This is a genomic window from Acetobacter sp. AN02, from assembly GCF_029759835.1.
Classification (GTDB): Bacteria; Pseudomonadota; Alphaproteobacteria; order Acetobacterales; family Acetobacteraceae; genus Acetobacter.
The window spans coordinates 24230-45648 of sequence record NZ_JAJJND010000008.1; the positions used below are offsets into that span (position 1 = coordinate 24230).

At 60.8% G+C, this 21419-nt stretch carries 18 protein-coding genes, 1 tRNA gene and 1 pseudogene; 11 read left to right on the plus strand and 9 right to left on the minus strand.

The window, feature by feature from the left end; all coding sequences use genetic code 11:
• Window positions 1-142 precede the first annotated feature (142 nt).
• From mdoH to LOC54_RS01885, 3 genes are all read right to left on the minus strand, one after another.
• On the minus strand, window positions 143-2311 hold the full coding sequence (gene mdoH / locus LOC54_RS01875) for a glucans biosynthesis glucosyltransferase MdoH (RefSeq protein WP_279312124.1): 2169 nt from the start codon (window positions 2309-2311) through the stop codon (window positions 143-145).
• Entirely contained in the window at window positions 2287-3816 is a 1530-nt protein-coding gene (locus LOC54_RS01880) for a glucan biosynthesis protein (RefSeq protein WP_408740275.1), read from the minus strand. Before LOC54_RS01880 ends, mdoH begins: the two co-directional genes overlap by 25 nt.
• Before the next feature lie 144 nt (window positions 3817-3960).
• A complete protein-coding gene (locus tag LOC54_RS01885; RefSeq protein ID WP_279312126.1) occupies window positions 3961-4323 on the minus strand; it encodes a winged helix-turn-helix domain-containing protein in 363 nt (120 codons plus the stop codon).
• 68 nt (window positions 4324-4391) lie between these two features.
• Between LOC54_RS01885 and LOC54_RS01890 the strand changes: the two genes are divergently transcribed.
• From LOC54_RS01890 to fdhD, 5 genes are all read left to right on the plus strand, one after another.
• A complete protein-coding gene (locus LOC54_RS01890; RefSeq protein WP_279312127.1) occupies window positions 4392-4913 on the plus strand; it encodes a GNAT family N-acetyltransferase in 522 nt (173 codons plus the stop codon).
• A 94-nt stretch (window positions 4914-5007) separates the two neighbouring features.
• A complete protein-coding gene (locus tag LOC54_RS01895; RefSeq protein ID WP_279312128.1) occupies window positions 5008-5457 on the plus strand; it encodes a nitrate reductase associated protein in 450 nt (149 codons plus the stop codon).
• A gap of 32 nt (window positions 5458-5489) precedes the next feature.
• Complete coding sequence (locus tag LOC54_RS01900) at window positions 5490-7799, plus strand: FdhF/YdeP family oxidoreductase (protein WP_279312129.1); 2310 nt, start codon at window positions 5490-5492, stop codon at window positions 7797-7799.
• A gap of 25 nt (window positions 7800-7824) precedes the next feature.
• Window positions 7825-8415, plus strand: coding sequence for an NTP transferase domain-containing protein (locus LOC54_RS01905; protein ID WP_279312130.1), 591 nt, complete (start codon window positions 7825-7827; stop codon window positions 8413-8415).
• Between the two features lie 4 nt (window positions 8416-8419).
• Window positions 8420-9223, plus strand: a complete 804-nt coding sequence (fdhD, locus tag LOC54_RS01910; RefSeq protein WP_279312131.1) for a formate dehydrogenase accessory sulfurtransferase FdhD — start codon at window positions 8420-8422, stop codon at window positions 9221-9223.
• 18 nt (window positions 9224-9241) lie between these two features.
• Here fdhD and LOC54_RS01915 read toward each other — a convergent pair whose 3' ends face one another.
• The 3 genes from LOC54_RS01915 to LOC54_RS01925 all read right to left on the minus strand — a co-directional run bounded on the left by LOC54_RS01915 (window position 9242) and on the right by LOC54_RS01925 (window position 13074).
• Window positions 9242-9979, minus strand: coding sequence for an EAL domain-containing protein (locus LOC54_RS01915; protein ID WP_279312132.1), 738 nt, complete (start codon window positions 9977-9979; stop codon window positions 9242-9244).
• 213 nt (window positions 9980-10192) lie between these two features.
• Window positions 10193-11218, minus strand: a complete 1026-nt coding sequence (locus tag LOC54_RS01920; protein WP_279312133.1) for an isocitrate/isopropylmalate dehydrogenase family protein — start codon at window positions 11216-11218, stop codon at window positions 10193-10195.
• A gap of 77 nt (window positions 11219-11295) precedes the next feature.
• Window positions 11296-13074: an aminopeptidase P family protein gene (locus tag LOC54_RS01925; protein WP_279312134.1), complete on the minus strand. Its 1779-nt coding sequence runs from the start codon at window positions 13072-13074 to the stop codon at window positions 11296-11298.
• A 104-nt stretch (window positions 13075-13178) separates the two neighbouring features.
• Between LOC54_RS01925 and LOC54_RS01930 the strand changes: the two genes are divergently transcribed.
• The 4 genes from LOC54_RS01930 to xdhB are packed head-to-tail and all read left to right on the plus strand — an operon-like array spanning window position 13179 to window position 18309.
• The gene (locus LOC54_RS01930; protein ID WP_279312135.1) at window positions 13179-13676 is read left to right on the plus strand and encodes a DUF2721 domain-containing protein; all 498 of its coding nucleotides are present in this window, start codon (window positions 13179-13181) and stop codon (window positions 13674-13676) included.
• Window positions 13677-13736: 60 nt separating this feature from the next.
• Window positions 13737-14450 carry an HAD family acid phosphatase gene (locus LOC54_RS01935; protein ID WP_279312136.1) on the plus strand — a complete coding sequence of 238 codons (714 nt, stop codon included), beginning with the start codon at window positions 13737-13739 and terminating at the stop codon, window positions 14448-14450.
• Window positions 14451-14510: 60 nt separating this feature from the next.
• Complete coding sequence (xdhA, locus tag LOC54_RS01940; RefSeq protein WP_279312137.1) at window positions 14511-15980, plus strand: xanthine dehydrogenase small subunit; 1470 nt, start codon at window positions 14511-14513, stop codon at window positions 15978-15980.
• Complete coding sequence (xdhB, locus tag LOC54_RS01945) at window positions 15973-18309, plus strand: xanthine dehydrogenase molybdopterin binding subunit (protein ID WP_279312138.1); 2337 nt, start codon at window positions 15973-15975, stop codon at window positions 18307-18309. The genes xdhA and xdhB overlap by 8 nt, the downstream gene beginning before the upstream one ends.
• On the opposite strand, the gene LOC54_RS01950 is transcribed toward xdhB, so the two are convergent.
• Window positions 18295-19464, minus strand: coding sequence for a deoxyguanosinetriphosphate triphosphohydrolase (locus LOC54_RS01950; RefSeq protein ID WP_279312139.1), 1170 nt, complete (start codon window positions 19462-19464; stop codon window positions 18295-18297). The genes xdhB and LOC54_RS01950 overlap by 15 nt on opposite strands.
• Window positions 19465-19599: 135 nt before the next feature.
• On the opposite strand from LOC54_RS01950, the gene LOC54_RS01955 reads away from it, so the two are divergent.
• Both LOC54_RS01955 and LOC54_RS01960 read left to right on the plus strand, forming a co-directional pair.
• Window positions 19600-19690, plus strand: a tRNA-Ser gene (locus tag LOC54_RS01955).
• Window positions 19691-20060: 370 nt separating this feature from the next.
• Complete coding sequence (locus LOC54_RS01960; RefSeq protein ID WP_279312140.1) at window positions 20061-20315, plus strand: helix-turn-helix domain-containing protein; 255 nt, start codon at window positions 20061-20063, stop codon at window positions 20313-20315.
• Window positions 20316-20405: 90 nt separating this feature from the next.
• Here the strand turns inward: LOC54_RS01960 and LOC54_RS01965 are convergent.
• Together LOC54_RS01965 and istB are read right to left on the minus strand one after the other, a co-directional pair.
• Window positions 20406-20849, minus strand: a pseudogene (locus LOC54_RS01965) (transposase); the annotation flags it as partial.
• An 88-nt stretch (window positions 20850-20937) separates the two neighbouring features.
• Window positions 20938-21419, minus strand: a 482-nt coding sequence (gene istB / locus LOC54_RS01970; RefSeq protein ID WP_279312141.1) for an IS21-like element helper ATPase IstB, incomplete at its 5' end; no start/stop codon positions are given.

Consider the following 21419-nt stretch of genomic DNA (forward strand, 5'->3'; position numbering starts at 1 on the left):
TCCGGATTGGCACTGCCCGCAGAGATTGTCTCAAGCAGGACCGATGCACTCCTAATTCACTATAAAATGCACCCTGGGGCAAGCACGTATTTGCGTTTCTGCCAGTCTTTTTTTGCAACAGTCCGTGTCTGGTCCCGTATTATCACATACGGGAGGGAAGGCTGAGGATCAGGCTGACGCCTTCTGCCGAGGCGAGCACGGCGGCTTTTTCCTGCCGGGAAAGGGTCTGTTCCGCGGCTTCCACCGAAGTGGCTTCAGACAGTCTGACGAGACCGGTGAGGAGGCTGGCGTCCACGTCTTCGCCCTTGCGGCGCGGGATCGGCAGCATGGCGGTATGGGCTTCGAGGAGGTCCGGATGGCTGCGCAGGGCTGCGAAGGCATCATGCGGGATATTTGTTTCCGGGCGTGCGATTTCCCGTGCGGTCAGGCGGAGGACCGACGGTGTATCGGTCTCCTCAGGAACGAGGAGGAGTCCGGCGCGACGGAAGGTGAGGCCTGCGTTGCGGCTTGCGGTCCACCAGGCCAGGGGGATGGCCAGAAGAAGCCCGAGCAGCACCGGGGTCATCCAGAGGAACAGGGCTGTGGAGACGGCCCAGGCGGCAGCGCCCATCAGCATGCCGATGACCATAAAGCGCCAGTATCCGCGGGCGACGATGCTGAACGGAATACCTCCGTCATCGCGGCGCTGTGCGTTCCATCCCGAGTCCTTGCCGCTGAGGATGGAGATCACGCCTCCGGTCTGGATCAGCATGGCGATGGGGGCGATGAGACCGCCGATGAGGGTTTCGGCCAGGATGGAGAGAAGAACCCTGACCGCTCCGCCGCAGTCCCTGAGGGTTTTCCGGTCTGCCAGCAGGGCCAGAAAGGCGAGGAATTTCGGGGCGAGCAGGATCGCCATGGTGCCGATGAACACGTATTTCGCGCGGATCGGATCGACCTGGGGCCAGTGCGGATAGAGTGTTTTCGTGTCTCCGAAATATTCAGGCCGGACGAAATGGGCCTGAAGGGAGACGAGAATTCCGACCATGAGGAAGATAAGCCACAGCGGCGAGGTGACGTAGGAGCCGATTCCCATCAGCAGATGCATACGGCTGACGGGGTTCATGCCTTTTGTCGGTACGACCTTGTAGTGCTGCAGGTTTCCTTGGCACCAGCGTCTGTCACGGATGGCGATATCCGTCAGGGACGGGGGGCTTTCCTCATAGGAGCCGAGCAGGCCGGGGACCATATGGATGGCCCATCCGCCGCGGCGCATGAGGGCGGCTTCCACGAAATCATGGCTGAGAATATGCCCGCCGAAAGGTTTGCGCCCCGGGAGATGGGGCAGCCCGGCCTGTTCGGCGAAGGCTTTCGTACGGATGACGGCGTTGTGGCCCCAGTAATTGCTTTCCGAGCCGTGCCACCAGGCGATCCCGAAGGCGATGACAGGGCCGTAGACGCGGCCTGCGAACTGCTGCATCCGGGCGAAGAGGGTGGTTCCGCCGGTGATGACGGGCAGGGTCTGGATCAGTCCGACGCCGGGATGCCGCTCCATGGCGGCGGTGATGCGGACGAGGGTTTCTCCGTCCATGACCGAGTCGGCATCGAGTGTGACCATCTGGGGATATGCCGCGCCGAAGCGGCGGACCCACTCGCTGATGTTTCCGGCCTTGCGTTCGATGTTCTTTGCGCGTCGGCGATAGAATATGCCCGTATTGCCCTGCAGTTCGCTGCGGGCGCGGAGCCATTCCGCCTCTTCCTGCACCCAGATATCGGGGTTTGTCGTGTCGGAGAGGATGAAGATGTCGAAGCAGGCATCCCGGCCCGTTGCGCGAAGGCTTTCGTGGATGGCGCGCAGACCGGCCATCACCCGGTGAGGGTTTTCGTTATAGGTCGGGAGGAGCAGGGCGGTTCTGGAGATGAGGTCCGGGAGCGGGCCGCTGCGCTCGATGCCAAGCCCGAGTCCGCCGCGTGAGACGAGGGAGCAGAAACCTGCGATGGAGGAGGTGAAGGCGAGCGCGATCCAGGAAAAAAGCAGCACGAACAGCACGAGCATGATGCCGCCGAGCAGGGAGACGCCGCTGGCGTCCAGCACCAGGTGCATCTGCCATGTGCCGTAGATGGTCAGCAGGAGGGCCGATCCGATAACGGCAAGACGCCTCAGCCCGGCCATCCGGGCTTCCGTGACGGGGGTACCCGGGCGGCCGTGCAGATCCGGCGCGGCATGCAGGTTCTGGACCGGCATGTCGAGCGGGGCTTCCATAGGCAGAGCTGCGGGCACTGCCGGCGGCGCGGGTGCGGGCATGCTTACGGTGTCCAGCGGTACATCCATTTTTCAGAAACGGTTCCCTGATCGTTGGCGAGAACGGCTGAAAGTTCTGCGATTTTTGCGTCGCCGGGATAGAATTCGAAGGTGGTCCGCCAGCCTTTGATATGCGGATTGGGTTCCACAACCACGTTGCGGATATTTCCGGCGGAGGTCTGCGGGATGAGGTGGAATTTCGCGTCCGGAGCCAGATCCTCGAAGGGGGCACCGGTGAAGTCGATGGCGAAGAAGCGGCCGTCCTTGTGATCCGTGACCATGCCGACGCGGGTTTCCCCGATGCGGGCGAGGCGGGTCGGGAAGGGTGTGTCCGCGCCCCAGTACATCCGGTAGGCGTAGGGGTATTCGTGACCGGCTTTGAGGGGATCTTTCGGTCTCCAGAAGGAGACGATGTTGTCGTTGACCTCGTTGGGCGTGGGAATTTCCACGAGGTCCACCGAGCCCGGTCCCCAGTCCCCGATCGGTTCGATCCACAGAGAGGGGCGTTTTTCGTAATTGAGCGCGAGATCCTCGAAATCCCGGAAGGTCCGGCGGCGCTGCATCAGTCCGAAACCGCGCGGCGAGATGTCGGAGAAGGCCGAGAACTGGAGATCCAGCGGGTTTCTCAGCGGGCGGAAGAGCTGCTGGTCCGAGCCTGTCCAGATCTGCAGGGCCTCGCTGTCATGCGCGGCGGGGCGCCAGTCATCGATATGGCTGCGGTCATTGGCGTCGAAATAGTACATGCCCGTCAGCGGGGCGATTCCGGATTCCGAGATGGCCACGCGGGGGAAGAGCGTGGATTGCACGTCGAAGATCGTCATGTCTCCGGGGCGGATCGTGAAGCGGAAGGCCCCGGCGAGGGAGGGGCTGTCGAGCAGGGCGTGCAGGACCACGAGGTCCATGCCGGGCTGCGGGCGTTCGAGCCAGAAGGCGCGGAAGAGGGCGAATTCCTCTCCCCTTGCGGCATCTCCGGTTCCGTCGGCAAAGCCGCGCGCGGAGAGGCCGTAATTCTGGCCGCGTGCGACGGCGCGGAAATATGAGGCGCCGAGGAAGACGCAGAATTCCTCCATCACGCCCGGCGTGTTGATGGCGTAGCGCAGGCGGAGGCCGGAGAAACCGATATCATCGGTGACGCGAAGCGCCGGGTCTCCGTATGTGAACATGTCCGGGTTGTACGGCACCGGGGCGTACTGACCGTCCACGACCTCGTAGATGTCGATCTTCGGGGAATAGAGATAGCCGCGCGGGAAGAACTCGACATCGAAGGCGAGATTCTGTCCGTGCCACAGGGCCATGTCCGGGCGGAAGGCGATGGAGCTGAACTGGTCGAAATTCAGGTTCGAGATCGCCTTGGGAAGGGTCTGGTCCGGCGCCTTGTAGGCCGATGCGGCGAGGCGGCGGGCGATATCGCTGACGGTGTGATTTTCGAAGGGGAGCGGGCGGTGCGATTTGTCCGTTCCGGCTGCGCGGGCCTGCCGGGCACCTGCTCCGCCTGCAAGGGCGAGGATTGAGGCTGCGGCGGCGCTGCTCCGCAGGAGCTCACGACGGGGGAGAGTTCTCGAAGGATCAGTCCGGGTCGGGAGGTGGGATGGCACTCTTGGATATTCCTTACGGCCGCAGCCTTCTGTCCTGGCCGCATGGCCCGGATGTGTGACGAAACATGACAGACAATGACAGTGTCACGGCGAAGTGTTCTTTTCAGGGCGTGCGATTTTTTTCGCAAGCCCCTCCAGGGCGGAGCTGCTTCCCCGGGTGGCAAGAAGTTCCGCCTCGCGATAGAGTCTCACGATTGTGTGACCTGTTTCGGTGAGGAATGCGCCGCCGCCGCCGCCGGGGCGTGTGCCGACCAGCGGTTCGGAGAAGAGCGCGTTGACGGATTCCACGAGGAGCCAGGCGCGGCGGTAGGACATGCCCATGGCGCGGCCTGCGGCGGAGATGGAGCCGGTTGCGTCGATATGTTCGAGCAGGATGATCTTTCCGTGGCCGAGGGCCGGGCGTCCGTCGATATCGATTCTGAGGGTGAGGCGCAGTGAGTCCGCCATGGTCTCTCCCGTTTATGTCTGTTCCCGGGTAAAGGCCGGTGGAGGTAGTGTAAACGGGTTTATGGCATATGGCTTCCTTGTCCGGCTCCCTGTTCTGGCGTCCGATGTCTGCGGAGGATCTTCCGGCGGTGTCCCGGCTGGCTGGTCTGATTCATGCGGATTATCCGGAGGATGACGCGGTTTTTGCAGAGCGTCTGCATCTGTGTCCTGCGGGATGCTTCCTTCTGGAGGGCGCGGACGGGGCGGCCTGCGGCTATCTTTTCAGTCATCCCTGGCGGACGGACGGGCGCTGTAAGGAGGTGGTTCCGGCGCTCAATACGCTGATCGGGGCGCTGCCTGAATGTCCTGACTTCTGGTATCTGCATGATATTGCACTGATTTCCGGGGCACGTGGCACGGGCATGGCGCGGGCGGGGATCATGCTTGTCCAGGCGGCGGCGGTGCATGCTAGGGTCGGGCGGATTGTTCTGACCTCGACAGCGGCGGCTGTGGAATTCTGGCGCGCACAGGGGTTTGAGCGATGCCGCAGCGGGCAGGGGAACCTCGGGTCCTATGGTGCCGGGGCGGTCCTGTTCGAGCGTGCTGTCTGAGGTGCTGCGGTCTGTTTTGATTGTTGCGGGAGAATATATCTTATAGGGTAAGGAAAATTTCGCAGCATATGCGGGGGAGCGCGGTTTTTTCGGGATGCTTTTTGAATTCGAGAGCGATTTCGCCGGGTCTTTGCGGTGTATTCCCATGATCGTGCGCCAGAAGCTCGATCTTGCCGGGATAAAGCTGAGCCTACGGCAGTGGAGCCGGTTTTCCCGCGAGGACAGGGGGCGTCTTGCGGAGTTTCCCTGTGAGACGGCGGCGGATGTGGCGGTCTGTCGCTCTGTGATTCTGGGGCTGATTGAGTCGTGCTGCGATGAGCCTGCGGTTTTTCTCGGCCCGCAGGAGTATGATGTATGGCAGCGCGGGGACCGGATGCCTGAGGCTGTTGAGAGTCAGGCAGCTGCGGATGGTGTGGCGCCCCCTGCGGCGGAGGTGTGGGCCGATCTCAGTCCGCTGCAGCGTTTTGCGCTGATCAAGCTTGCGCGGTCGAAGCATGAAAATGAGAATTTTGTTCCGGCAATGAAGGAATTCGGAATTCTTTAATCCGGATGTTTCTGTCCGGGGAGGAGAGGGCAATGAGCAAGGAAAAAGACGCAGAATTCAAACCCTATCACCATCCTGCCGGAGGCTGGGGTGCTGCGGGTGCGACGGCGAAGGTTCTGATGGAGCAGAGCGTGCTTGTGAAAGGCTCGCGCGGGCTTCTGGCGATGAATCAGCCGGGCGGCTTCAAATGTCCGAGCTGTGCCTTTCCCGATCCGGACCACAGAAAGAAGCTGGAATTCTGTGAGAACGGAGCAAAGGCCTTGGCGCATGAGGCGACGAAGGCCCGTGTGACCCGTGCGTTCTTTGAGAAATACACTGTTTCCGAGCTTATGGAGCAGAGCGACTACTGGCTTGAGATGCAGGGGCGTCTGACGGAGCCGATGCGCTATGATCCGGCGACCGACCGCTATGTGCCTGTGTCGTGGGATGACGCGTTTGCGCTGATCGGGCGACATCTGCAGGCGCTGGACAGCCCGCATGAGGCGGAGTTCTACACGTCGGGGCGGACCGCGAACGAGACGGCGTTTCTCTATTCGATTTTTGTCCGTGAGTTCGGGACGAATAATTTTCCTGACTGCTCGAACATGTGCCATGAGCCGACCAGCCGTGGCCTTCCGGCCTCGATCGGGATCGGCAAGGGCACGATCGTCATGGCTGATTTCGATCATGCCGAGGCGATTTTCGTGGTCGGACAGAATACCGGGACGAATTCTCCGCGTATGATGACCAATCTGGTCGAGGCGAGGAAGCGCGGTGTTCCGATCGTGCTGATCAATCCGATGCCCGAGCGTGCGCTGATCCGCTTTACCGAGCCGCAGGACGTCGTGAAGATGGCGACCTTCGGGTCCACGCCGATTTCCAGCGAGTTCGTTCACGTCCGGATCGGCGGCGATCTGGCGGTGTTCAAGGGCATGATGCGGGTTCTGTTTGAGGCCGATGCGCGGGGGGAGGACGTTCTCGACAAGGCGTTTATCGGTGAGCACACGGTCGGGCTTGAGGCGCTGCGTGCGGATGTCATGAGCTGTTCCTGGGACGATATCACCCGGATGGCGGGCGTGTCCGAGGAGCAGATCCGCCGCGTGGCGGAAATTTACATGAAATCCTCCGCGACGGTGATCTGCTACGGCATGGGCATCACCCAGCATCAGCAGGGGTCCCGCCTGATCCAGCAGATTGCTAACCTGCTTCTCCTGCGTGGTAATTTCGGGAAACCCGGAGCGGGGATTGCACCGATCCGCGGTCATTCGAATGTCCAGGGAGACCGGACGGTCGGCATCGATGAGAAGCCGACGCAGGACTATCTGGACCGGGTGCGCGATGTGTTCGGCTTCGAGCCGCCGCGTGAGCACGGGCATGATGTCGTGGCCTCCCTTGAGGCGATGGAAGCGGGGACGGCGAAGGTCTTTATCGGGCTGGGTGGCAATTTCGTCCGGGCGGTTCCGGATACGGAGCGGTCCTATGCCGCGATGGCACGGCTGAATCTGACGGTCGGGATCGCGACGAAGCTCAACCGCGGCCATCTGGTTCACGGGAGGGAGGCGCTGCTGCTTCCGGTTGTCGCGCGGTCGGAGATCATCCGCACCTCTGCGGGTGAGCAGTTCGTGACGATCGAGGATGCGATGTCGAACGTGACGGCGTCGCGCGGCGTGTTTGAGCCCGTGTCGCAGGATGTTCTTCCGGAGACCGAGATCGTCTGCCGGATGGCGATGGCGACGCTGCCGGGCTCTTCGACGGCGTGGGCGGATTATATGGCCGATTACACGCTGATCCGCGACAGGATCGGTCAGGTCTATCCGGCGATCTATGCGGATTTCTCGGAGCGTATCCGGGATCCGCATGGATTCCATCTGGATATTCCGCCGCGCCGGCGTGTGTGGAAGACGCAGACCGGCAAGGCGAATTTCCTGGTTTTCCCGGGTCTTGAGGCGGATGTTCCGGTTGATGATCCCGCGATGCTGCGTCTGGCGACGATCCGCTCGCATGATCAGTACAACACCACGATCTACAGTAACAGCGACCGCTATCGCGGTGTGTATAACACCCGGCTGGTTGTGTTCATGAACCGTGACGACATGAAGGATCGCGGGCTGGAGAACGGCTCGGTGATCGGCCTGGAGACATACAGCGATGACGGATATCACCGTTATGTCGATGGTCTGACGGTGATTGACTATCCGATGTCCCGGGGTGCGATCGCGGGATATTATCCGGAGCTCAATCCCCTGCTGCCGCTGGGATATTTTGATGAGATCAGCGGCACCCCGGCGGCGAAATCGATCCCGGTGAAGGTGGTGCCCAGCACTGCCGGTGCCGTTCCGATGCGGTTTGAGGGTCAGGGCTGAGGCCTGCTCTGGTGGTTCCGCTCCGGTGATTCCGCTCTGGGGGCTGGTTCTGGCCGGGGGAGCAAGCCGCCGGATGGGGCAGGATAAGGCGGCGCTGGTCTATGGCGGGCGTCCGCAGCTTGCCCGGGCGTTCGGGCTTGTCTCCCCGCGGACGGAGCGGAGCTTCGTCTCGCTCCGTCCGGATCAGGGGGATGACCCCCTGCGGTCCGGCTGGCCCGGGATTACGGATATGACGGGGGCAGACGGACCGGCTGCCGGGATTCTTGCGGCTCATGATGCATACCCGGATGTGGCCTGGCTGGTGCTGGCCTGTGATCTGCCTTTTCTGGATGAAGACTCTCTGGATGCGCTGATCGGTGCAAGGGCTGCGGGGTGCTCTGCCATTGCATTCCGGAGCGAGCATGACGGGGTGCCGGAGCCGCTCTGCACGATATGGGAGCCTGAGGCTCTGGCGCGTCTGCGGCTTCAGATGGCCGGAGGCGGCGGGAGTCTGCGCCGGGTTCTTGCGGCGGCGGATGTCTGTGTGCTGTCGCCGCGCACGCCGGGGGCTCTGGATAATATCAATACGCCAGAGGAACGCGCAGAGGCTGTGATGCGCCTTGCGGACGGAGGCTGAGCGGATGACGGCGCTGTTTTATGGCCTGGATGTCGTGCCGCTTGGATCCCCGGATGAGGGGACTGTTCTGAATGTTGCGGATGAGGTTCCGGTTCGCCTGAGATTCAATGGAATCTTTCCATATGGCACCATGATGATGAGCCCTGATCAGGTCGAGGATTTTGCGTATGGCTTCTGCCTGACGGAGGGAATTGCCGGGAGCGCGGAGGATATCCGCTCGGTTGTTGTCACGCAGTTGCAGGATGGCTGTGATCTGGATGTGACGGTGTCCGGGGCATGTCTGGCGGCCCTGCTGCGGCGTGCTCCGCGGGCACAGACGGGGCATACGGGATGCGGGATCTGCGGGACGGATGAGATTCCTGCCGTGGAGACCCCGGATATTCCGGTTTTGCCCCGGGGCGACGGGATTACCGTGGAGGCGATCCGGCGGGGGCTGAGGGATCTTGAATCCCGGCAGGTTTTGAATGCCGCGACCAGGATGGTTCATGCGGCGGCGTGGGCGGACCGGGAGGGGCGTATTGAGCTGATCAGGGAGGATGTCGGCCGGCATAATGCGCTGGACAAGCTGATCGGTGCGCGGATTCGTGCGGGGCAGACCGGTTCGGAGGGATTCTGTCTTCTCACCAGCCGGTATTCATACGAGATGGTTTTAAAGACCCTGCGGGCCGGGATGGCAGTTGTCGTGGCGGTTTCGGCCCCGACATATCGGGCTTTCCGCCTTGCGGAACGCGGTGGTCAGACGCTGATCGCCATCGCGCGTCGTGACCGGCAGTTTCTGTTCTGCGGCGGCGATCGTATTTCCGGCTGAACACGGATGCTGCGTATTTCAGCGCGGATTACGGCGGGTTGAGGGGCGGCGGTTTGTCAGTCCGGAAAGCGGAAGGGCCGGGGAGAGAGCCTGCCCGCATCCTTCCTGGCATTTATGCTCCGTAAGGAATGCCAGTGTCTGGCGGGAATCAATGCCCTCCGCGCGGGTTTTCAGCCCCAGATCGTGCGCAATACGCAGGAGGGCTGCGGCCAGCGGATGATCCGAGTGAATGTCGCCCGGATCCGTGACGAAGAGATGCCGGTCGAGCTTGATCGTGCTGATCAGCCCCATAAAGGCGAGATCCCGCAGCAGGGTGAGGCTTGTCTGAGTATGGCCGAGGCCGGTCATGACCACGCCCGCGCCTGCGTCTCTCAGTCCGGAGAGGGTGTAGATCATGTTTTCGGTAATGTTCAGCAGGGTTGATTCCGGGAATTCGATTTCCACGGAGGCTGCCGCGGTTCCGGTGTCCAGCAGGGTCTGCCGGAGGCGGCTGAGGAATTCGTCTTCCGTCTGGTCGCTGTTTTCATAAGGGATGGCCGTGCATCCGGGCAGGCGGGTTCCGGTTGCCGTTGCGGCGCAGACGCGTGAGAGCAGGTCTTCCCGCGCCCTGCCCTTCTGCCTGCGGCGGGCGGAGCGGAAGGGCATGAGAGCTGCCGTGGGGAGTATGTCTATGCCTGTGCGCTGCCCGTTGTGCAGATCATAGCGGATGATGACTTCCGGATTTTCGTCCGTGTGGTCAGGCTGGTGAGCAGCCATGCTCCGCGAATGGCCGGCATGAGGCCGTGTGAAGGCTGCAACGGTGTCGGGCAAGAGGTGTACTCTCTGTCTGGAAATTGTCTGTCATAAAGATTCCACAGAGAGGTGACTGTCTGGTAAATAAAATGTCTAAAAAAGATATTTTCTGAAAAACCTCTGTCAGAACAGGGGTTCCGGCTCTCCCCCCCCCTGCGGAGGAGAGCCGGGACCGGATCAGTTCAGAGCCTGTTTCAGGGCTGCCGTCAGATCCTTCGTTCCGGCCTGACCACCGAGGTCGCGCGTGCGGACCTTTCCGGAGGTGATGACGGAGTTGATGGCGGCGTCGATGCGCTCTGCCAGATCCTGGCGACCGATATGGCGCAGCATCATCACGGCGGCGAGCAGCAGGGCCAGCGGGTTTGCGAGACCCTTGCCGGCGATGTCCGGTGCGGAGCCGTGGACGGCTTCGAACACGGCGGCCTTGTCGGAGATGTTTGCGCCCGGCGCCATGCCGAGACCACCGACGAGACCGGCTGTCTGATCGGAGAGGATATCGCCGAACAGGTTGGTCGTGACGATGACGTCAAACTGCCAGGGATTGGTGACGAGGCGCATGGCGCAGGCATCGACGATGCTCTCGTCCACCTCGACGCGGCCCTTGTATTCCTCAGCGACCTTGCGGCCTTCCTCAAGGAACATGCCGCTCATCTGCTTGATGATGTTGGCCTTGTGGACCAGCGTCACCTTCTTGCGGTTGTTCTTGACGGCGTAGTCAAAGGCGAAGCGGACGATACGGTCACACTCCTGACGGGTGACGTAGCCGCCGCTGAGCGCCATGCCCTTCGGGTCTCCGTTAGCCGGGACCGTGTGTTCCAGAGCGGCGTAGTAGCCCTCAAGGTTCTCACGCACGATCACGAGGTCGATATCCTCGTAGCGGCCGCCGGGGATGATGGTTTTCGTCGGGCGGAGGTTGGCGTAGAGGCCGAATTCCTGACGCAGCGTGACGTTGATGGATTTGAAGCCGCCGCCGACCGGAGTTGTCAGCGGGCCTTTCAGAGCGAGGCCCGTGCGGCGGATACTTTCGATCGTCTCTTTCGGCAGCGGATCATTCACGGCGTCCACGCCGGCCATACCGGCGAGGTGCTTTTCCCAGGCAAACGGAGCGCCGACCGCGTCGAGGATCTCGATCACGGATTCCATGATTTCGGGACCGATGCCATCACCGGCGATAAGAGTGGCGGGGATTGTTCTACTGGACATACAATGAGCTCCCTGGCTTCATCCGCTGCCTGTTCTGCCCTTCATTGCGTTGAAAATCGACTTACAAACCCCCGTTCTCACTTCCTGTTGATGGGACGGCAGCCATGCGCCAGCCACGTACGTTCCGCGGCAGGCAGCAGCGGACCGACCTCCCGCAGGATGCGGGCATGATACGCGTCGAGCAGATCAAGTTCATGTGTGCTCATCAGCTCGGGCAGGACCAGCCTGAGGTCGAACGGGACCAGGGTGAGGGTTTCGAACTCCAGGAAGTGGCGCTGCGCCGTTCCCGCGTCTGACGGGGAGACGAGGACGAGGGTTTCGAGACGGATGCCGAAGGCTCCGGGTTCGTAGAAACCGGGTTCGTTCGAGAGGATCATTCCCGCGACCAGCGGGACGGAGGAGGTCTTGGCGATCCTGGCAGGGCCCTCATGCACGGAGAGGAAGCTGCCGACGCCGTGTCCGGTTCCGTGATCGAAATCCTGTCCGGCCTGCCACAGTGCGTGTCTGGCGAGGCAGTCGAGATTTCCGCCTGTCGTGCCTTCGGGAAAACGCGTTGCGCCCAGGACGAGATTCCCGATCAGCACGCGTGTCCAGGCTTCCTGCATATGCCGGGGCGGATCGGACGGCCCGGTCCAGACGGTGCGTGTGATGTCGGTGGTACCTTCGGGATACTGACCGCCGCTGTCGATGAGATAGAGCGTATCAGAGCCGATCAGCCGGTCTGTCTCCTGTGAGACATGATAGTGCATGATGGCGCCGTGGGGACCTGCGGCGGAGATGGCGGTGAAGGATTCCTCCCGGTATTCCTCGTTCTCCTGCCGGAAGCGACCGAGCTGTTCCGCAGCCTGCATTTCCGTTGTCGTGGCGGCATTGCTTTCCAGCCAGTACAGGAAGCGGCAGACGGCGGCGGCATCGCGCAGATGGGCGATGCGTGCGCCCGTCTGTTCAGTCCGGTTTTTTGTCGCGCGCGGCATGACGCAGGGATCCTGCCCGTCCGCAACATGTGCGCCTGCCGCCTGGAGTTTCTGTGCGTACCACAGCGGTGTTCCGGCGGGATCTGTAAGCACGGTTTTCCCGTGCAGGGCTTTCAGGGCTTTTTCCTGTCTGTCCTGCGAAAGGATGGTGACATCGTTCCCGAGCCATTTCTTCACGTCGGGCGTGATTTTTTCAGGCGCGATGAACAGGGACAGCTTTGCGTTCGCAAAGAGGATGGCGGTGCACAGGCAGACGGGCGTGCAGGGGATGTCCGTACCTCTGATGTTGAGGAGCCAGGCGACGGAGGTGGGGTCGCTCAGGATGGCGGCGTCATATCCGCTGTCGCGCAGCGAGGCGGCGAGGCGGTCGCGTTTTGAGGCCGCGCTCTCCCCGGCATAATGTTCCGGATGGATCAGCGCCGGTGCCACGGACGGCGCCGGGCGGCCGGTCCAGGCGCGGTCTGCGGGATTGAAATCCAGAGGGACCAGCGTGACGCCGGATGTCCCGATCTGTCTGAGGGCATCGCGGCTGATGACGCGCGGATCGTATCCCACGCGCGCGTTCTGCGGAGCGGCTTCTTTCAGCCACTCCGACGGCGGCGCGGTGATGATGTGGCGCTGTTCCCACAGGGCAGGGTCCACCTCCTCCGACATCTGCGTGATATATCGTCCGTCTGAAAAAACGCAGGCACGATCGGGAAGAATGATCGCCAGTCCTGCGCTTCCGGTAAAGCCCGTCACCCAGGCGAGCCGTTCCGCGCAGGCGGGGACGTATTCGTTGAGATATTCATCGCTCCGGGGGATGATCAGCCCGTCCGTTCCCGCGTCTGATGCAATGTCGCGCAGATGCTTCAGTCTGGCTTCCGGGGAGGGATCAGGCATGGGGTGGTCTCCGTCTGCGTGGTCTGTGCTATGGGATGGTTTATAGAAATGAAATCGTGTTCCGGCACAATGGTTTTCTGACGTGAAAGGGGCTGCGGGACTCTATGGCTTTACCTGTTGTGGTGCCGGGTGCGGATTCAGCGGGGGATGTGGCGCATCTGATCGGTGTGGCGCTGACACCTGTTTTCATGCTGTCCGGTGTCGGTACTCTGCTCAATCTGTTCAATACGCGCCTTTCCAGGGTTGCGGATCACATTGAAAAGGTGTCTGATCTTCTCGATTCCGAAACGGATCATGACGCCCGGCACCTGCTGAAACTGCATCTTGCTCATCTCAGCCGGCGTATGTCCGTTCTGGACACGGCGATTGTTTTTGGCGGTACGGCAGGGGCAATGACCTGCGGTGCGGCATTCGTTCTTTTTCTCGGCAGTGTCCGGGATGCGAAGATTGTCTGGTGGCTGGTCGTTCTGTTCGGGCTTGCGCTGATCAGCACGACGCTGGCGCTGGCCTCGTTTCTCGTGGACAGCGTGCTGGCCTGGCATTCCCTGAAAAAGGAAGGGCCTGTGCCGAAATCGCTCAAGCGCAGTGCGATGACGGAATAATCCGTGCCGGGTCGGGGATGCGGCAGTGCGGATCGGGGGTTTTCGGATGGGGAGAGGGTTGTGATCAGGAAAAGCGGCATATGTCTTGCAGCGGTGGTTTTTCTTTCGGGCTGTGATGCCTCGATCGCACCGCCTGCCCCTGTGACGCAGATCCCCGGCGTTCCGCCCAATCTGTCCTATGCCAAGGAGACTGTCCGGAAATATCATGACAGCGGCAGGTATGATCGGGATGTCCGCCGTCTGGTCTCGGGCGCGCGTGAATGGATACGCTGGGAAGCGCCCCGTGTTCAGCATCCGGCTGTCGTCCTGGATATTGATGAGACCTCCCTGTCCAACTGGGATGAGATGCGGGCGAATGATTTCGGCTATCTGCCGCATGGTGCCTGTGATCGTCTTCCTGAGGGGCCGTGCGGAATGGATTCCTGGGAAGCCAGCAACCGCTCGCCTGCTCTGAAGCCGATGCTGGAGCTTTACAGGGAAGCGCGGAAGCTGGGAGTGGCGATGTTTTTCGTGACCGGCCGGCGCGAACATGAGCGCGCGGCGACATCGGCCAATCTGACGGCGGCAGGGTATGAGGGATGGAGCGGGCTTTATCTCAAGCCGGACGGGATGAGGGTGTCGTCCGCGGCGTCCTACAAGGCACCGGTGCGGGCAGAGATCGAGGCGAAGGGATATCGTGTGATTGCCAGCATCGGGGATCAGATGTCTGATCTTGAAGGCGGTCATGCCGAGCAGATCTTCCTTGTGCCCAATCCGTTTTATTTCATTCCGTAGCCTGCGGTTTTCCTGCTGCAGGCCGGGCTGTTCCGGATGTCTGTCCGGTCCGGGGGGAAGATGCGACGGAACATACGTTTCTGGCTCGGAGATGAGCTGATCAGGACGGAGAACATCTCTCCGGTGATGACGGTGCTGGACTGGTTGCGTGAGGTGCGCGGGCGGCGTGGTACGAAAGAGGGCTGCAATGAGGGAGATTGCGGGGCCTGCACCGTTATTGTGGTGCGTCGCGAGCGGGAGCGGCTGGTCTGGAACGCGGTCAATGCGTGTATCCAGTTCGTCGCGATGCTGGATGGTGCTCAGGTTTTCACGATCGAGGATATGAAGGCCCCCGACGGGACGCTGCATCCGGTTCAGGAGGCGATGGTGCGTCTGCACGGGTCCCAGTGCGGGTTCTGTACGCCGGGCTTCGTGATGTCGATGGTGGCGTATCGCAGGCGCCCGGGCGCGGATGACAGCGATACGGCCATTGATGACGCTCTTGCGGGCAATCTGTGCCGCTGCACCGGATATGCGCCGATCGTGCGGGCGATGAAGGAGTCTCTTGCGGCAGGGCCGGACCGGTTTGAGGCGATGGGTGAGGTCATTCTCTCAAGGCTGAAGGAGCTTGAGGACGGACAGACGGTTCAGATCTCAGCAGAGGAGGGGATGCTGACAATCCCGGTATCGGCGGATGCGCTGGCGCAGGTGCTGGAGGAAGATCCCGATGCGCGGATCGTGGCGGGGGCCACGGATGTCGGGCTTCATGTGACGAAGCAGATGCGGGTTCTGCCGCATGTCGTGTTTATCGGCAGGATTCCCGATCTGCGTCACCTCACGCTGACGGAAGAGGGGCTTGAGATCGGGGCGGCCGTGACCTGGAGCGAGGCAGAGGCAGCGCTGAACGTGCTGCAGCCGGAGATGCGGGAGACCCTGCGACGGATCGGCGGGCGTCCTGTGAGAAACAGCGGGACTGTCTGCGGAAATATTGCAAACGGCTCTCCGATCGGGGACGGTCCTCCGCTGCTGATCGCGGCGGATGCGCGCCTGCGTCTGCGGCGGGGGAAGGTGAGTCGGGAGATCCCCCTGGAGGCTTTTTTCCTGGAATACGGGAAGCAGGATCGTGCAGCGGATGAGTTCGTGGAGTCCGTGTTCATTCCCCGTCCTGACTGCAATGTCATTTTTCGCGGGTATAAGGTTTCCAGAAGATCTGATCAGGATATTTCTGCCGTGATGGCAGGTCTTTCCCTGCGTCTGGAAGATGGTGTGATCACGCAGGCACGGCTGGCCTGGGGCGGTATGGCGGCTACGCCGTGCCGTGCTGCACATGCTGAGGCGGCTCTGCAGGGGCGCGTCTGGGATGAGGCGGCTCTGGAAGCAGCCCGGGCGGCTCTGACAGAGGATTTCGCCCCGATTTCCGATATGAGGGCCTCGGCGTGGTATCGCATGGAGGTGGCGCGTAATCTCCTGACCCGGTTCTGGTTGGAGACGGCGTCTTCCGTCCCGGTTCTGACCTCCGTGTTCGCAGATCCGGAGGTGCGGCATGTCTGAGAATCTGCCTGAAGGCGCGGCCAGCCTGCCTTTAAAACATGAGAGTGGCGTTCTGCATGTCTGCGGCGAGGCGGCCTATATCGACGATCTTCCGGAACCTGCGGGGCTGGTGCATGTGGTTCCGGGGCTGAGCACACGGGCGCATGCGCGGGTCGTCCGGCTTTCGCTTGATGCGGTCCGGGCTGCGCCGGATGTGCTCAGAGTGATTACGGCTGCGGACATTCCCGGTGAAAACGATGTCAGCGCCACGGGTATTCACGATGAATGTCTGCTGGCGACGGATGAGGTGATGTATTGCGGGCAGCCGCTTTTTGCCGTCGTCGCCCGGACGCGGGCAGCTGCACGGCGGGCCGTCCGGCTGGCGGAGGTTGAGTATGAGGATCTTCCGGCCGTTCTGACGATTGATCAGGCGCGGGCGGCAGGCGGTGATCTCGTCTGGCGTTCCCTGACGATGCGGCGGGGGGAGGCGGAGGCGGCCCTGCCGGCATCGCCTCATCGCCGGTCGGGTGCGGTGCGGATGGGCGGGCAGGAGCATTTCTATCTTGAAGGGCAGGCGGCTCTGGCCGTGCCCGGAGAGGCGCAGGAGATGCGGGTCTGGTCCTCCACACAGCATCCGACGGAAACGCAGGCGATGATCTGTCACGTTCTCGGGATTTCTGCGGCCTGCGTGACGGTTGAGGTCCGACGGATGGGCGGTGGTTTTGGCGGCAAGGAGACCCAGGCCAATCCCCCGGCCTGTCTTGCCGCACTCGCTGCGGTTCTGACCGGTTATCCGGCCAAGATCCGTCTGGACCGCGATGACGACATGATGATGACCGGCAAGAGACATGATTTTCTTGTTGATTATGACGTGGGTTTTGACGGGGATGGTGTGATCTCCGGAGTGAGCATGACTCTTGCGGCGCGCTGCGGATGGTCGGCTGACCTGTCCGGCCCCGTGACGGACCGGGCGCTGTTTCATGCGGATAATGCGTATTTCTATCCGCATGTCGTGCTCCGTTCCGAGCCGTTGAGAACGCACACGCAGTCCAATACGGCCTATCGCGGGTTTGGCGGGCCGCAGGGCATTGTGGCAGCGGAGAGAGTGATCGAGGAAATTGCTTTTGCGACCGGTCTTGATCCGCTGGATGTTCGTCTGCGGAATGCGTACGTCTCCGGAAGCGACCGGTCCCTGACACCCTACCACATGGAGGTTGAGGACTCGATTTCCCGCGAGCTGATGACGCAGCTTGCGCAGGACTGCAGCTATCGTGAACGGCGGCAGGAAATCAGGGGGTTCAACCGGGATCATCCCTGGGTAAGGCGGGGGATTGCGCTGACGCCGGTCAAGTTCGGAATTTCCTTTACAGCAACACATTATAATCAGGCCGGGGCGCTGGTTCATATCTATACCGACGGGTCCGTGCAGGTGAATCACGGCGGGACCGAGATGGGGCAGGGGCTGCACACGAAGATGGTGCAGGTGGTGATGCGTGCGCTCGGTCTGCCGGAGGAGCGGGTTCTGATCACGGCAACTAATACCGGAAAGGTTCCGAACACATCGGCTACGGCAGCATCCTCAGGAGCGGATCTGAACGGGATGGCCGTCCTGGATGCGGTGAAGAAGATACGGAACCGGCTTACGGCCTTTGTTGCGCAGAAGCACGGAGTGCCGCAGGCGGAGGTGGCGTTTGGTCCGCAGGGCGTGCGTGTCGGATCAGAGATTCTGGCTTTTACGGATGTGGTGAAGGCGGCGTATCTTGCGCGTATCTCTTTATCTTCGAGCGGTTTTTATAAAACACCGAAGATTCACTGGGATCCGGCAACCGGCCGTGGTCGGCCGTTTTTCTATTTTGCATACGGGGCAGCCTGTTCCGAGGTGGCCATTGATCTCCTGACGGGAGAGATGAGGACAGAGCGTGTTGATATCCTGCATGATGCGGGGCAGTCTCTGAATCCTGCGATCGATCTGGGTCAGGTTGAGGGAGCATTTGTTCAGGGCGTTGGCTGGCTCACAATGGAGGAGCTTGTCTGGGACGATGCGGGGCGACTTCGGACACATGCCCCCAGTACCTATAAAATTCCCGGATGCTCCGACCGTCCGCGTATTTTCAACGTAGGGCTTGCGGATCAGGGTGAAAATCGTGAGGAGACGATTTTCCGCTCCAAGGCGGTGGGGGAGCCGCCTTTCGTTCATGGCGTTTCCGTTCTGTGCGCCGTTTCAGATGCGCTGGCCAGTCTGGATGATTACCGGTCCTGTCCTCCCCTTGATGCCCCGGCGACGGCTGAGATGATTCTGAGGACAGCTTATGAAATGAAGAGAAGAAATAAGAGTTTATCCGGGAATTGAAAGATCGGTCAGCCGGAGATGTTCCTCCATGGCGTAGCGGTCTGTCATGGAGGCGATATAATCGGCGACGACGCGCATTTTGGACGAGTCCGTTTTTGCGGCTCTGGCGGAGATACGCCACTCATCAGGAAGAAGCTCGATATCATCGGCAAGAATACGGAACAGTGCGGAAGTTGTCTCCCGCGCCTTGTGTGCCATGCGGTTCAGTTTCCAGTGGCGATACAATCTTGCAAAGAGAAACTCGCGGATGGCTCCGTTCGCCTCGGCGATGGCCGGGCTGAATCTGACGACCGGACCGGAAGCCTGACGGATATCATCCGCCGTCTGCGGGTCCAGCCGTGCGAGGTTGTTTTCCGTCGTGGTGAGGAGATCGGTAGCAAGAACGTTGATCACACGCCGGACCATTTCATGTCGCAGGCGCTGCTCCATCTCTCCGCTCAGGATCTGATTACTTCTTGCATATGAACGCACGTTCTCGAGTGCCTCGCCCACGATCGGCAGGGTTTCGAGATCGTCCAGACTGATAAGGCCGGCCTTGATGCCATCATCAAGGTCATGCCCGTGATAGGCGATGTCATCAGCCATGGCGGCAATCTGCGCTTCAGCTGAGGCATATTGCGAAAGGTCGAGTTTGTGCATGGAGTCATACTGACTGAGCCATGCATCCGGACGATCGACGGGGCCGTTATGTTTGGCAAGGCCCTCAAGCGTTTCCCATGTCAGATTGAGACCGTTAAAGTCGAGATAACGCCGCTCCAGCAGAGTAACCTGCCGCATGGCCTGCGTGTTGTGGTCGAATCCTCCCCAGGGAGCCATCTGTGCGGCCAGCGCATCTTCCCCCGCATGGCCGAACGGCGTGTGGCCGAGATCATGGGCCAGAGAGATGGCCTCGGTGATATCCTCATCCAGACGGAGCCGGCGCGCCAGAGAGCGTGCAACCTGGGCGACCTCCAGGGAGTGCGTCAGGCGTGTACGGAAGAAATCGCCCTCGTGGTTGATGAAGACCTGCGTTTTGTACTGGAGGCGCCGGAAGCCGGAGGAGTGAATGACGCGGTCCCTGTCCCTTTGCCAGGGAGAACGGGTCGTCGATTCTGCTTCCTCATAAAGGCGGCCACGGCCGGGACGGGCGCTGATGGCAAAGGGGGCAACAGGCATGACGTGGTGGCTCCGGAAATCATCCCAGCATGCGTTGTCTGCGGCCGTTTCGGCAAGAGGAGGGATGTTTCGCAGGAAAAAGCCGTTTTGGTCTTGCCTTTTTCCCGCAGTCTGGTAGGAAGCCCGTCGTGTGCAGGAGAGATGGCCGAGCGGCTTAAGGCGCACGCTTGGAAAGCGTGTGTACGTTAATAGCGTACCGTGGGTTCGAATCCCACTCTCTCCGCCAACATAATCAAAAAAACATCATATAAATCAGTAGGTTGTGAGTGAGTTGCTTTGCGCTCCCATCATCAATCCCACCTTATGATTTGCGGCTTCCTGCGGCTTCCTGCGGCGTCGGGCGGCTTCAAACCGCGTAGAAACGATTTGTGTTGGCAGAACGCCGCACATTCTGATAGAACAAAACAAGAATGCGCTGAGGAGCCTTTTCGTTTAATATCCGCCCCAACTCATCCCGACAGAACATCGCATACCCCCTCGTAAACGAGGGCAAACCTCCTCCCCAAGACAGCCCCAGATTCAATCACCCCAGCTCCTCGGCAAGGTGGTTCGACAAGACGGTCGATGGTCGACCGTCAGGCTTGAGGAGTGCGTCAATGCACGACATACAGATCCCCAACCCTCTGGGGCGCTTTGTCACCCGGCTCGAGGCAGCGGAGATCCATCTGCACTGCCATGAGAAGACCGTCGACCGATACGTCGCCGAGGGGCTCCTCCCGAAATACAAGTTAGGCAGGAAGACATTATTTCTTCTGGAGGACGCCCTCAGACTGGTGATCCGGGCGGATGTCCCTGCCAGGGGCGCAGGTGGAGGGTTCGAAAAACCTTTGATTGACTGCTCTTTCGCCTGATTTCAGGTTTTTGGCGGGTTGATTGACGGTTTCTGGGGTAGCATTCGATCTGCGTTTTGAGCAGATCAGGGGCTGTCACCCGCTGGATTGCTACGCGGCGGCGTTAATCCTCTTCAGGAGGAGAAAGCGGCGCATATTATAGATGATATTGGCCAGCCCGATCCTCATGGTGGCTCGAGCGATACCGACTGTTCGGACGAACATCCCCGTCTGTGATTTCTGATCAGCAAAGACATGCTCGACACGCGACCGGATCACCGACTTCCCTGCGTTGGAGCGCTGGATATAGCGAGGCATGGGTTTGAGATGCGGCTTTTTCCTGTGAACCCTGGAGACAAAGCCATGCTTTTCCATGAAGTCCTCATTGGCTTTTGAACGGTAGGCCGTATCTGCCCAGACTGCTGATGCCATATTGGTTTTATCCAACAGGCCCTCGCGTAGTCTGGCACCATCGCTGGCCGCTGCATCGGTCGTCTTCCATTTACGGATCAGCCGGAATTTCCGGTCGATAGAAATATGCGATTTATAGCCAAAGTGTTGATTTTCGTTGAGAACTGACCCGGGATTTTCATGAGCAATTGACCCGGCCTGATTGTGTATGTCTCCTGTTTTGAGGAGATATTCAAGCGTGTGTTTCTGCCTTTTCCTTTCTGATTTTTGGTTTGGCGCTACTGGCTCTGAACCTGTAGCTGTCATTTCCTGTCTCAAGGATATGACAGTGGTGGGTCAGTCGATCGAGGAGGGCTGTTGTCATTTTGGGGTCTCCGAAGACATCGCCCCATTCCCCGAAGCCCAGATTGGTTGTGATAATGACACTGGTCCGCTCGTAGAGACGGCTGAGCAGATGGAACAGAAGAGCCCCACCTGACGCGCTGAACGGCAGGTAACCGAGTTCATCAAGGATCACGAGATCAAGGCGCAGGAGACGGTCTGCGATCTGCCCTGACCGGTTGGCGGCTTTTTCCTGCTCGAGAGCGTTCACAAGATCGACCGTGGACCAGAAGCGGGCTTTCCTACGATGATGCTCGATCGCCTGCATGGCAAGAGCTGTTGCGATATGGCTTTTTCCTGTGCCCGGTCCCCCGATCAGAACGACATTTTCGG

Coding starts and splice junctions, on each gene's coding strand:
- mdoH (WP_279312124.1), bottom strand. CDS start 2,311: ATGGATGTACCGCTGGACACCGTAAGCATGCCCGCACCCGCGCCGCCG.
- LOC54_RS01885 (WP_279312126.1), bottom strand. CDS start 4,323: ATGGCGGACTCACTGCGCCTCACCCTCAGAATCGATATCGACGGACGC.
- LOC54_RS01890 (WP_279312127.1), top strand. CDS start 4,392: ATGGCTTCCTTGTCCGGCTCCCTGTTCTGGCGTCCGATGTCTGCGGAG.
- LOC54_RS01895 (WP_279312128.1), top strand. CDS start 5,008: ATGCTTTTTGAATTCGAGAGCGATTTCGCCGGGTCTTTGCGGTGTATT.
- LOC54_RS01900 (WP_279312129.1), top strand. CDS start 5,490: ATGAGCAAGGAAAAAGACGCAGAATTCAAACCCTATCACCATCCTGCC.
- fdhD (WP_279312131.1), top strand. CDS start 8,420: ATGACGGCGCTGTTTTATGGCCTGGATGTCGTGCCGCTTGGATCCCCG.
- LOC54_RS01915 (WP_279312132.1), bottom strand. CDS start 9,979: ATGGCTGCTCACCAGCCTGACCACACGGACGAAAATCCGGAAGTCATC.
- LOC54_RS01920 (WP_279312133.1), bottom strand. CDS start 11,218: ATGTCCAGTAGAACAATCCCCGCCACTCTTATCGCCGGTGATGGCATC.
- LOC54_RS01925 (WP_279312134.1), bottom strand. CDS start 13,074: ATGCCTGATCCCTCCCCGGAAGCCAGACTGAAGCATCTGCGCGACATT.
- LOC54_RS01930 (WP_279312135.1), top strand. CDS start 13,179: ATGGCTTTACCTGTTGTGGTGCCGGGTGCGGATTCAGCGGGGGATGTG.
- xdhA (WP_279312137.1), top strand. CDS start 14,511: ATGCGACGGAACATACGTTTCTGGCTCGGAGATGAGCTGATCAGGACG.
- xdhB (WP_279312138.1), top strand. CDS start 15,973: ATGTCTGAGAATCTGCCTGAAGGCGCGGCCAGCCTGCCTTTAAAACAT.
- LOC54_RS01950 (WP_279312139.1), bottom strand. CDS start 19,464: ATGCCTGTTGCCCCCTTTGCCATCAGCGCCCGTCCCGGCCGTGGCCGC.
- LOC54_RS01960 (WP_279312140.1), top strand. CDS start 20,061: ATGCACGACATACAGATCCCCAACCCTCTGGGGCGCTTTGTCACCCGG.